The sequence below is a fragment of the Mycolicibacterium lacusdiani genome, assembly GCF_021916785.1.
Classification (GTDB): domain Bacteria; phylum Actinomycetota; class Actinomycetes; order Mycobacteriales; family Mycobacteriaceae; genus Mycobacterium; species Mycobacterium lacusdiani.
In genome coordinates, this window is the sequence record NZ_JAKCFC010000005.1 from 215,156 (window position 1) to 226,726 (window position 11,571).

10 protein-coding genes are annotated in these 11,571 nt (G+C 69.2%); 8 read left to right on the forward strand and 2 right to left on the reverse strand.

Going from position 1 to position 11,571, the window contains the following annotated elements:
• Positions 1-3: 3 nt before the first annotated feature.
• Positions 4-1,092 (forward strand): ferrochelatase, encoded by a 1,089-nt coding sequence (locus LOK44_RS17570; protein ID WP_237571373.1) that lies wholly within the window; start codon positions 4-6, stop codon positions 1,090-1,092.
• On the opposite strand, the gene LOK44_RS17575 is transcribed toward LOK44_RS17570, so the two are convergent.
• Positions 1,089-1,946: an Rv1486c family protein gene (locus tag LOK44_RS17575; protein ID WP_237571374.1), complete on the reverse strand. Its 858-nt coding sequence runs from the start codon at positions 1,944-1,946 to the stop codon at positions 1,089-1,091. The genes LOK44_RS17570 and LOK44_RS17575 overlap by 4 nt on opposite strands.
• A gap of 59 nt (positions 1,947-2,005) precedes the next feature.
• On the opposite strand from LOK44_RS17575, the gene LOK44_RS17580 reads away from it, so the two are divergent.
• From LOK44_RS17580 to LOK44_RS17590, 3 genes are read left to right on the forward strand one after another with little or no spacing between them, the layout of a single operon-like run.
• Complete coding sequence (locus LOK44_RS17580; protein WP_237571375.1) at positions 2,006-2,437, forward strand: NfeD family protein; 432 nt, start codon at positions 2,006-2,008, stop codon at positions 2,435-2,437.
• A gap of 16 nt (positions 2,438-2,453) precedes the next feature.
• Entirely contained in the window at positions 2,454-3,674 is a 1,221-nt protein-coding gene (locus tag LOK44_RS17585; protein ID WP_237571376.1) for an SPFH domain-containing protein, read from the forward strand.
• Positions 3,671-4,027: a DoxX family protein gene (locus tag LOK44_RS17590; protein WP_237571377.1), complete on the forward strand. Its 357-nt coding sequence runs from the start codon at positions 3,671-3,673 to the stop codon at positions 4,025-4,027. Before LOK44_RS17585 ends, LOK44_RS17590 begins: the two co-directional genes overlap by 4 nt.
• 10 nt (positions 4,028-4,037) lie before the next feature.
• Here LOK44_RS17590 and LOK44_RS17595 read toward each other — a convergent pair whose 3' ends face one another.
• Positions 4,038-4,787, reverse strand: coding sequence for a TVP38/TMEM64 family protein (locus tag LOK44_RS17595; protein ID WP_237571378.1), 750 nt, complete (start codon positions 4,785-4,787; stop codon positions 4,038-4,040).
• 165 nt (positions 4,788-4,952) lie between these two features.
• Between LOK44_RS17595 and mutA the strand changes: the two genes are divergently transcribed.
• The 4 genes from mutA to lipL all read left to right on the forward strand — a co-directional run bounded on the left by mutA (position 4,953) and on the right by lipL (position 11,487).
• Positions 4,953-6,854 carry a methylmalonyl-CoA mutase small subunit gene (mutA, locus tag LOK44_RS17600; protein WP_237571379.1) on the forward strand — a complete coding sequence of 634 codons (1,902 nt, stop codon included), beginning with the start codon at positions 4,953-4,955 and terminating at the stop codon, positions 6,852-6,854.
• 1 nt (position 6,855) lies between these two features.
• Positions 6,856-9,132 carry a methylmalonyl-CoA mutase gene (gene scpA, locus LOK44_RS17605; RefSeq protein WP_237571380.1) on the forward strand — a complete coding sequence of 759 codons (2,277 nt, stop codon included), beginning with the start codon at positions 6,856-6,858 and terminating at the stop codon, positions 9,130-9,132.
• The gene (gene meaB / locus LOK44_RS17610) at positions 9,133-10,110 is read left to right on the forward strand and encodes a methylmalonyl Co-A mutase-associated GTPase MeaB (protein WP_237571381.1); all 978 of its coding nucleotides are present in this window, start codon (positions 9,133-9,135) and stop codon (positions 10,108-10,110) included.
• Between the two features lie 108 nt (positions 10,111-10,218).
• Complete coding sequence (gene lipL / locus LOK44_RS17615) at positions 10,219-11,487, forward strand: esterase/beta-lactamase LipL (protein WP_237571382.1); 1,269 nt, start codon at positions 10,219-10,221, stop codon at positions 11,485-11,487.
• The last annotated feature ends 84 nt before the right edge of the window (positions 11,488-11,571 follow it).

Consider the following 11,571-nt stretch of genomic DNA (forward strand, 5'->3'; position numbering starts at 1 on the left):
GCAATGGAACTCGGCGGCGGTAACCAGCAGGACTTCGACGCGCTGCTCCTGCTCTCGTTCGGTGGCCCGGAGGGGCCCGAGCAGGTGCGTCCGTTCCTCGAGAACGTGACCCGGGGACGCAACATCCCGCCCGAGCGACTCGACGGCGTCGCCGAGCACTACCTGCACTTCGGTGGCGTGTCACCGATCAACGGCATCAACCGCGCGCTGATCGAGCAGATCGAGGCCGAACTGGCCGACCGCGGCATGACGCTTCCGGTGTACTTCGGCAATCGCAACTGGGAGCCCTACGTTGAGGACACCGTCGCGCGGATGCGTGACGATGGCGTCCGGCGCGCGGCAGTGTTCACGACGTCCGCGTGGGGCGGCTACTCCGGATGCACCCAGTACCAGGAGGACATCGCCCGGGCTCGTAGGGTGGTCGGAGACGACGCGCCCGAACTCGTGAAGCTGCGCCAGTACTTCGACCACCCGCTGCTGATCGAGATGTTCGCCGAGTCGATATCCGACGCCGCGGCAACGCTTCCCGACGATCTGCGCGCCGAGGCACGGCTGGTGTTCACCGCTCACTCGATTCCCCTGCGCGCGGCATCGCAGTGCGGACCCGACCTCTACGCTCGTCAGGTCGGTTACGCCGCAGCGCTGGTCGCCGCGGCGGCGGGGTTCGCCTCCTACGACCAGGTGTGGCAGTCGCGCTCCGGCCCGCCTCAGGTGCCGTGGCTGGAACCCGATGTGGGGGACCACCTCTCGGCGCTGGCAGCGGCGGGCACCAAGGCCGTCATCGCCTGCCCGATCGGATTCGTCGCCGACCACATCGAGGTGGTCTGGGATCTCGACAACGAGGTTCGCGACCAGGCCAGGGACGCCGGGATCGCGTTCGCGCGGGCCAGTACGCCGAACGCCCGCCGACGCTTCGCGCGCCTGGCGGTCGACCTGATCGACGAACTGCGTCTCGGCGCCGAACCCACCAGGGTCGCGGACCCGTCACCGGTTCCCGGCTACGGCTGCACGGTCAACGGTGCGCTGTGCACGCCGCAGTGCGTGTCCCAACGGCCTGCTGCGGGGGCAGCTGCCGGCAAGCCGCCGGGCTAGTCGCGCCAGGCCGACTGCAGGATCGCGCCCACCGCCGCCAAGCGCGCGGAGCGCACCACACCGGTCAGGGGCCGCAGCGCGTCGTTGGCGATCTGCATGTCATGGGTCGTCTGCAGACCGATCGGCATCAGACCGGAACTCACCGTGATGATCGCGTCGACGCGCGCAGCGTTCTCGAGCACCCGCAGCGCCCGGGCGGGGGCGTGCTCGGGTGCCATGTGAGCGCTCCCGGACTCGAGTATCTGCTCGACGAGTCCGCGTGGATCGGCCACGTCCGCGCCGACGGTCCCGGCCCGCAGAGTGCCGAGGGCATCGGCGGCGGAACGCACCGCCGACCGCAGGTCGAGTTCGGCCTGGCCGAGGTCGTGGTAGTCGGCGATGGGCGCGGTCGGCAGCGAGTAGACGGTCCAGGACAGCGCCAACGGGTCGCCGTACTCGGCCTCCGCGTCGTAGTCCGCGTCGTCGTCGTAGAGGAAGTCGGGTACCAGCCCGACCGCGTCACCGCGCGCCGACGTCACGACGATGGCCTCGCCCGCGGTGATGGCGTCGGTCTGGAACTGCGTGCCCGGTGCCAACCCGCGGACGTCGCCCGGCACGGGCAGGACGACGTGGAATGCCGGCTCACCCGTCGTAGGGCCTGCCGCGGTACGCAGCGTCTGCAGCATCGACACCGCACCCGCGTCGGTCAGGTCTGGCCATGGCAGACCGGTTCGGCCGGCGGCGACCGAATCGTAAGCGGTCACCGAATGTCTTGGCGCCCATAAGGATAGCGCATCGAGAACGTCATCGGGCGCCGCGACGCCTGCGAGCCAGGCATTGGCCCACACGGAGAGGGAAACACTGGGACACCACATGATGACCGCAGTGTAATAGTTGACGGCCGCACGGGCCGCCGACGCGATACGCTGGCCACATGCCCGTCTGGTTGCTCTGGCTGATCGCCGCGGTGGGGTTGGCCGGGGCGGAGGCCCTCACCGGCGACCTGTTCCTGCTGATGCTCAGCGGCGGCGCCCTGGCTGCAGTCGGATCCAGCCTGCTGATCGACAACTTCGTTGTCGACGGCGTTGTCTTCGCGGTGGTGTCGATCCTGCTGCTGGTCCTGGTGCGACCGGCTCTGCGGCGTAGGTTCGCGGCAGGCACGGGACTGCCGGACTTCGCCAAGGCGCTCGAGGGCAAGAGCGCACTGGTGCTCGATCGGGTGGCCCGCCACGAGGGACAGGTCAAGCTCGACGGTGAGGTCTGGACGGCGCGTCCACTCAGCGACGACGACGTCTACGAACCCGGGGACCACGTGACCGTCGTGCGCATCGACGGCGCCACCGCAGTCGTCTTCAAGTCCGTCTGAGTAAGGGGAAACCGAAATGGAAGGTGCTGTCGCCGGACTCGTACTGGTTGCCGTGCTCGTGCTGTTCGCCATCATCGTCGTCGCCAAGTCGGTGAAGGTGATCCCGCAGGCCGAGGCGGCGGTGATCGAACGACTCGGCCGATACAGCAAGACGGTGTCGGGGCAGCTGACCCTGCTGCTGCCGTTCGTCGACAAGATCCGCGCCAGGGTCGATCTGCGGGAGCGGGTGGTGAGCTTCCCGCCCCAGCCGGTCATCACCGAGGACAACCTGACCGTCAACATCGACACCGTCGTCTACTTCCAGGTGACCAGCCCGCAGGCCGCGGTCTACCAGATCAGCAACTACATCGTCGGCGTCGAGCAGTTGACCACCACGACCCTGCGCAACGTCGTCGGCGGCATGACGCTGGAACAGACCCTCACCTCGCGCGACCAGATCAACGGTCAGCTCCGCGGCGTCCTCGACGAGGCCACCGGCAGGTGGGGACTGCGCGTGGCACGCGTCGAACTCCGCAGCATCGACCCGCCTCCCTCGATCCAGGACTCGATGGAGAAGCAGATGCGCGCCGACCGCGAGAAGCGCGCGATGATCCTCACCGCGGAGGGCAACCGCGAGGCGTCGATCAAACAGGCCGAAGGGCAGAAGCAGGCCCAGATCCTGTCGGCCGAGGGCGCCAAGCAGGCGGCCATCCTCGCGGCCGAGGCCGACCGGCAGTCCAGGATGCTGCGGGCCCAGGGCGAGCGCGCGGCGTCCTACCTGCAGGCGCAAGGCCAGGCCAAGGCGATCGAGAAGACGTTCGCCGCCATCAAGGCCGGGCGCCCGACACCCGAGATGCTGGCCTACCAGTACCTGCAGACGCTCCCGCTGATGGCCAAGGGTGAGGCGAACAAGGTCTGGCTGGTGCCCAGCGACTTCGGCTCGGCGCTGCAGGGCTTCACCAAGATGCTCGGAGCGCCCGGCGAGGACGGTGTGTTCCGCTATCAGCCGTCACCGGTGGAGGGCGATCTGCCCAAGCCGGAGGACGATTCGGCCGAGGTCGCCGAGTGGTTCAACACCAAGACCGACCCGGAGATCGCCGAGGCGGTGGCCAGGGCCGAGGCAGAGGCGCGCAAACCCGTCGCCAGCGCGATCGACGCCCCACCGCAGTACGCACCGCTCTCGCAGCAGGCGCAGCCGCCCGCCACGAACTTCGGTCAGCCGGCCCAGGCGCCGCGGCACGGGTCGCCCGAGTCATGAGCGTCCTGACGGCCAAGCGGACCTACGCCGTGTTGGCCGCCATCCAGGCCGGTGACGCCGTCGCATGCGCCATCCCCGTCGCGCCGATCGAGAAGGCGTTCGACGACGTCAACCTGGCGCCCGAACTGCGCCCGCTGATCCCGGTGGTGAAGAGTGCGGCTGCGATCGGCCTGCTGTCGGCCTACCGCTTCCCGGCGCTCGCGCGTCTGACCACGTTCATGCTGACCGTCTACTTCGTGCTGGCCGTCGCGGCCCACGTGAAGGCCAGGGACTGGAGCCCCGGGATCGTCGCGGCGTCGGGGTTCCTCGGCCTGTACGCGACGATGACGGCCAAGGGCCCGCCGCGAGCCTGAGAAGCGCCGGTCAGGACGTAACCGCGGGTTCGGCGTCGGGAGTCGGCGTCTGCTCGTCGGCTGCGGACTCCGACCTGCGGTGCGTCCGGATCTCGTACAGCAGGCCCGCGACTCCCAGCGCGGCCGTGCACGACGAGACCAGGAACAGCAGCGGGCTGACGTTGCCGGTGAGCGCGTCGCCCAGGATCACGATCGCGGCCGTGCCCGGCAGCAGACCGACGAACGACGCGAGCGTGAAGGGGAGCGGGCGCACCGCCGACGCACCTGCCGCGTAGTTCAGCACCGAGAACGGCACCGCGGGAATCAGCCGCATCGACAGCACGGTGGCCCAGCCGCGGGCCCGTAGACGCTTGTCGACCATGCCGACCCGGGGGTGTGACACCAGCCGATCGAGTTGCAGGCCGGCCGCGCGAACCAGGAACAGTGCCGCGACGGCGCTGATGGTGCTCGCCGCCACCGCGATGGTCACCCCGAGCAACGGGCCGAACAACAGCCCGGCCGACAGGGTGAACGCGGTTCGGGGGAACGGCAGCACCGTCACCACGACGTGCGCTGCGAAGAACGCCAGCGGGAACCACGGGCCGACCGAGGTGGCCCAGTCGCGCAGCTGCAGGGCAGAGGGTAGAGGCACCAGGAGCGCGATTGCGACGAGAATCACAATCGCCGTCACGATGGCTGCGAGCTTGCGGCGCGGTACCTGGGTCGCGGTCGATGCAATTGCGCCCCGGACCGTGCGCAACGTGCTCACGACGGACTTCACGTCTTCCAAGGGTACGGGGCTCTGCGCCGCCGCCCGACGCGACGCGGCCGACCTACCCGTCAGTAGCGTCGGCCTGCTGGTTCGCGCCGTGACGCCGATCATTTAGCCTGATGGACGGTTGTCAAGTCACACGCTGCATCAGGGTCGATAGCAGGGGAGTCATCGGTGTCCGAACAGGTGTCCAGTTCGAAGCTCAGCATTGCTGAGTCGGACCGCGACCAGTGGCGTGCGGCGGTCGCCGGCGTCCTCGCCAAGAGCAGCCGCAAGGATCCCAGCGATCTCGGCGCGGAACCGGAACACCTCCTGGACTCGGAGACGTACGAGGGCTTCCCCATCCGCCCGCTGTACACGATGCTCGACTCGCAGCCCGAACCCCCGCTGCCGGGCCGGTGGCCGTTCGTCCGCGGCGGCGATGCCCGCCGGGACGTGAAGTCCGGGTGGAAGGTCGTCGAGACGTTCCCGCTGCCGGGACAGGTGTCGGTGGACGAAGGCAACGGAGCGGTGCTCAGTGCGCTGACCGAGGGGGCCAGCGCGCTCGCCCTTCGCGTCGGGGCGAGCGAAGCGACGGGGAATGGATCAGGCCGGCAGGCAGTGTCCCCAGCCGAACTCGACCGCCTCCTCGAGGGCGTCTTCCTCGAACTGGTGCCGGTGATCCTCGAGGCGGGCGCGGACTACACCGCCGCGGCGGACGCGGTGCTGGCCCTGGTGACCGATCTCGACGACGACCGGCGCGCACGGCTGTCGATCGATCTCGGCGCAGACCCGCTGACCGCAGCGCTGACTGGCCGCGCGGCACCGTCGATCGGCGACGTCGTGTCGACCGCAACCAAGGCGATGGGCTACGACGGCGGCGTCCGTGCCATCACGGTGGACGGGCCGACGTTCCACGGTCTCGGGGCGAGCGCGTCCTGGGAGCTGGGTGCGGCCATCGCGGTCGGCGTCACCTATCTGCGTGCGTTGACCGACGGCGGCGTGCCGACGCCCGATGCTTTGCGCCAGATCAGCTTCCGCTTCGCTGCCGACGACGACCAGTTCATGACGATCGCGAAACTGCGTGCGGCACGCCAACTCTGGGCGCGAGTCGCGGAGGTGGTCGGGGCGCCCGACGCCGGTGCGGCGACCGTCCACGCCGTCACCTCCATGCCGATGATGTCGCAGCGCGATCCCTGGGTGAACATGCTGCGCACCACGCTCGCCGCGTTCGCCGCGGGCGTCGGGGGAGCGGACACCGTCGGGGTGTACACCTTCGACAGCGCCATCCCCGGCGGATTGCCCGGTGTGGCAACGACGTTCGCGCGGCGCATGGCACGCAACACCCAGCTGCTGCTGCTCGAGGAGTCCCACGTCGGACGCGTCCTCGACCCCGCAGGCGGGTCGTGGTTCGTCGAAGACCTCACTCAGGCGCTGGCCGAGCAGGCATGGGCGCACTTCACCGACGTCGAGGCCCGCGGCGGGTTCGACCGCTCGGCCGACTACGTGACCGCCCAGATCGCCGAGGTCCGCGATCGCCGTCGTGCCGACGTCGCGCACCGGCGGACCTCCGTCACCGGCGTCAACGAGTACCCGAACCTCACGGAGGCTCCGCTGCCTGCGAACGTGCTCGCGAACTCGGAGCCGGCGGTGGTGCGCTGGGGTGCCGACTTCGAAGCGCTGCGCGACCGCTCGGACGCCTTCCTCGCCGCCCGTGGGTCCCGCCCCACGGCGCTGCTGCTGCCACTGGGCCCGCTCGCCGAGCACAACGTCCGGACCACGTTCGCCGCGAACCTGCTGGCATCGGGCGGCGTCCTGACCCTCAACCCCGGCACGGTGAGCGCCCCCGGCGTCGCCGCCGCGGTGACCGAGGCCGGCGACCCCAGCGTCGTCGTCATCTGCGGCACTGACGCCCGCTACGGCGACGAGGCGTCGGCCGTCGTCGCGGCCGCCCGCGCCGCGGGTGTCTCGCACGTGTACCTCGCCGGACCCGAGAAGGCCGTCGCCGGCGCCGAGCACGGGCCCGACGAGTACTTGACCGCCAAGATCGACGCGATCGCCGCGCTGTCGACCCTGCTCACCAGATTGGGGGCCTGACATGGCCGTATCCGATGTAGCCGCGTCCGACACGACGGCCACGGCCATCGCCAGCTTCGCCGACGTGCCGCTGCGCGGCGACAAGACGGGCGAGCCGGCCACTCCAGCCGCGGTGGACGCGCAGGTTGCCGAGGCCGCGGAGGCGCACGGCTACACCGCCGACCAGCTCGGCTGGGCCACGCCCGAGGGCATCGACGTGAAACCGGTGTACATCGCCGCCGACCGCGACGAGATCGTGGACGCGGGCTATCCGCTCGACGGCTTCCCGGGCGCACCGCCCTTCGTCCGCGGCCCGTACCCGACGATGTACGTCAACCAGCCGTGGACCATCCGCCAGTACGCCGGGTTCTCCACGGCCGCCGAGTCGAATGCGTTCTACCGGCGCAATCTCGCCGCCGGTCAGAAGGGCCTGTCGGTGGCGTTCGACCTGGCCACCCACCGCGGCTACGACTCGGACCACCCGCGCGTCGCCGGTGACGTGGGCATGGCGGGCGTGGCAATCGACTCGATCCTCGACATGCGACAGCTATTCGACGGGATCGACCTGTCGACGGTGTCGGTGTCGATGACCATGAACGGCGCCGTGCTGCCGATCCTGGCGCTGTACGTCGTGGCCGCGGAGGAGCAGGGTGTGCCGCCGGAGAAGCTGGCGGGGACCATCCAGAACGACATCCTCAAGGAGTTCATGGTCCGCAACACCTACATCTATCCGCCCAAGCCGTCGATGCGGGTGATCTCCGACATCTTCGGCTACACCAGCGTGAAGATGCCGAAGTTCAACTCGATCTCGATCTCCGGCTACCACATTCAGGAAGCCGGGGCGACAGCCGATCTCGAACTCGGCTACACGCTGGCCGATGGTGTCGAGTACCTCAAGGCCGGTCTGGACGCGGGCCTCGACATCGACAAGTTCGCGCCCCGGCTGTCCTTCTTCTGGGGCATCGGGATGAACTTCTTCATGGAGGTGGCCAAGCTGCGTGCGGGCCGGCTGCTGTGGAGCGAACTCGTCGCGCAGTTCGAACCGAAGAACGAGAAGTCGCTGTCGCTGCGCACCCACTCGCAGACCTCCGGGTGGTCGCTCACCGCGCAGGATCCGTTCAACAACGTGGCGCGCACCTGCATCGAGGCGATGGCCGCAACCCAAGGCCACACCCAGTCGTTGCACACCAACGCACTCGACGAGGCCCTGGCACTGCCCACGGACTTCTCGGCTCGCATCGCCCGCAACACCCAATTGGTACTGCAGCAGGAGTCGGGTACCACGCGACCGATCGACCCGTGGGGTGGCTCCTACTACGTCGAATTCCTGACCCACCAACTGGCCGAGAAGGCCCGCGCCCACATCCGCGAGGTCGCCGAGCACGGCGGCATGGCACAGGCGATCGGCGAGGGCATCCCGAAGCTGCGCATCGAGGAGGCCGCCGCCCGCACCCAGGCGCGGATCGACTCTGGCGCTCAGACGGTGATCGGCATCAACAAATACCAGGTCGACGAGGACCAGGAGGTCGAGGTCCTCAAGGTCGAGAACAGCCGTGTGCGTGCCGAGCAGATCGCGAAGCTGCAACAGTTGCGCGCCGACCGCGACGAGGCCGCCACGCAGGCTGCACTGGCCGAATTGACCAGGGCTGCAGCGGCTTCCGGCAACTCGGGGGTCGATGGCCTGGGCAACAACCTGCTGGCGCTCGCGATCGACGCGGCACGCGCCAAGGCGACGGTGGGGGAGATCTCCGACGCGCTGGAGAAGGTCTACGGGCGGCATCAGGCCGAGATCCGCACGATCGCAGGGGTCTACCGGGACGAGGTGGGTAAGGCGAGCAACGTCAGCGCTGCAACGGAACTGGTCGAGAAGTTCGCCGAGGCGGACGGTCGCCGGCCGCGCATCCTGGTGGCCAAGATGGGCCAAGACGGGCACGACCGCGGCCAGAAGGTCATCGCGACGGCGTTCGCCGACATCGGCTTCGACGTCGACGTGGGCTCGCTGTTCTCCACGCCCGACGAGGTGGCGCGGCAGGCCGCGGACAACGACGTGCACGTCGTCGGCGTCTCCTCCTTGGCGGCAGGGCATCTCACGCTGGTGCCCGCGCTGCGCGATGCCCTCGCGGCGGTCGACAGGCCCGACATCATGGTCGTGGTGGGCGGCGTCATCCCGCCCGGCGACTTCGACGAGCTGTACGCCGCGGGGGCGGCCGCGATCTTCCCGCCGGGCACCGTGATTGCCGATGCAGCCATCGGTCTGCTGGAGAAGCTGGCCGAGCGGCTCGGTTACGACCTCGGCTAGATGACCGACGGCGTGGAGGACCTCGCCAGGGCCGTGCGCGGCCGCGACCGATCCGCGTTGGCGCGTGCCATCACACTGGTCGAGTCGACGCGGTCCGATCACAGGGATCGGGCGCAGGCACTGCTGCTGGAGTTGATGCCCGAGGCGGGCAGCGGCCACCACGTTGGGATCACCGGTGTGCCCGGAGTTGGGAAGTCGACGACGATCGAGGCGCTGGGCATGCACCTCATCGAACGGGGACACCGCGTGGCGGTGGTCGCGGTGGACCCGTCGTCGACCAGAACCGGCGGCTCCATACTCGGCGACAAGACACGAATGGCCCGCCTCGCAGTGCATCCCGACGCCTACATCCGACCGTCCCCGACGTCGGGGACGCTCGGCGGGGTGGCCAGAGCCACTCGCGAGACGATCGTGCTGCTGGAGGCGGCCGGTTACGACGTCATCCTGGTCGAGACCGTGGGGGTCGGTCAGTCCGAGGTGACCGTGTCCAACATGGTCGACTCGTTCGTGTTCCTGACCCTGGCGCGCACCGGTGATCAGCTCCAGGGCATCAAGAAGGGCGTGCTCGAACTCGCCGACGTGGTTGTGGTCAACAAGGCCGACGGCCCACACGAGGTCGAGGCCAAGGCGGCCGCCAGGGAACTCGCCGGCGCCATCCGTCTGATCTACCCGCGCGAAACCCTATGGCGGCCACCGGTGTTGACGATGAGTGCGCTGACCGGTGACGGTCTGGCGAAGTTGTGGGAGACCGTGCTGGAGCACCGGCGCGTGCTGACCGACGCCGGGGAATTCGAGGCCAGGCGCCGCAGGCAGCAGGTCGAGTGGACGTGGTCGATGGTGCGCGACACCGTGCTCGACCGCGTGCTGTCCCATCCGAAGGTCAAGGCCATCCGGGCGGACGTCGAGCAGCAGGTGCGCGACGGAGAACTCACCCCCGCGCTCGCCGCCCAGGCGATCCTCGACGCGTCCGACGGCTAGCGCCCTCACGGCGGCCTGGCGCGTCAGGCAACGGTGTCACCGTCGAATCCTCATCGGATCGATAACGGGTGGTCCCTTACTGGACACCCGTCTGTAATCTTGTGAACTGTGACCCCAGCAACACTTCGGGAGCGCAGCGAGGCGCTTCCGCATGGCGTTCAGGGCGCGGCGGATCCCAATTTCGCCTGTGCCGTGCGCGCGTTCGCGACGCTGTTCCCGCATCCCCGTCTCGGCGGCGGCGCGCTCGCCATCTACCTCGACGGCGAACCCGTCGTCGACGTGTGGACGGGCTGGGCCGATCGGCGTGGCAGGCGACACTGGGTCGCAGACACCGGAGCCATGGTGTTCTCGGCGACCAAGGGTGCGGCCTCGACCGTGATCCACCGGTTGGCCGATCGCGGTCTGATCGACTACGACGCCCCGGTCGCCGAGTACTGGTCTGCGTTCGGCGCGAACGGCAAGTCACGCGTCACGGTGCGGGAGATGTTGCGCCACCGTGCCGGGCTGTCCCATCTCAACCGCGCCACGTCGGTGGACATGATGGACCACGTGCTCATGGAGGAGCGCATGGCCGCGGCTCCGATGGGCGTGCTGCGAGGTCGGCCCGCCTACCACGCCATCACCTTCGGCTGGTTGGTGTCGGGTCTCGCGCGAGCCGTCACTGGACGCGGCATGCGCGACCTGTTCCGCACCGAACTCGCCGAACCACTCGACACCGACGGCATCCACCTCGGCCGCCCACCTCTGACGGCGCCCACCCAGCCCGCCCGGATCATCGGGCCGCAGAGCCGGCTGCAGAACCCGATCTTCAACCTCCTCGCACCGCACATCGCGGCGCTCCCCATCGCCGGTGGTTTCGGGTCGCTCTACTTCCCGGGCATGAAGGCGACCGTCCAGCGCGACATACCGCTGCTCGACGCCGAACTGCCTGCGGCCAACGGCGTGGCCACCGCCCGCGGTCTCGCCCGGATGTACGGCGCCATCGCGAACGGCGGCACCGTTGGAGGAACGCGATTCCTGTCGCCGGAGCTGACGGCGAGCCTCACCGGACGTCGCAGCCTGCACCCCGACGGCACCCTGCTCATGCCGATGTCCTTCCATCTCGGGTACCACGGGCTGCCGCTGGGCGGCATCATGCCGGGCTTCGGACACGTGGGTCTCGGCGGGTCGCTGGGCTGGGCGGACCCCAGCAGCGGCCTGGCGTTCGGTTTCGTGCACAACCGCCTGCTAACTCCGATGGTCGTCGGGGACCAAGCGGGCTTCGTGGCGACGGCTGCGCTGATTCGACGTGGGGTGGCCAGTGCCCGCAAGCATGGACACACCCCGATCGGTCATTTTGGATCGTCGTTCGACGGCCTCGCGGAGGATGCCGTCTGACGGACTGGCTACGTTCCTGAAACCGCGTGATCACGTACCGCGAATACGCGATTAGCTTGTGTAGCAGCGGTTTTGGTGCAAAGA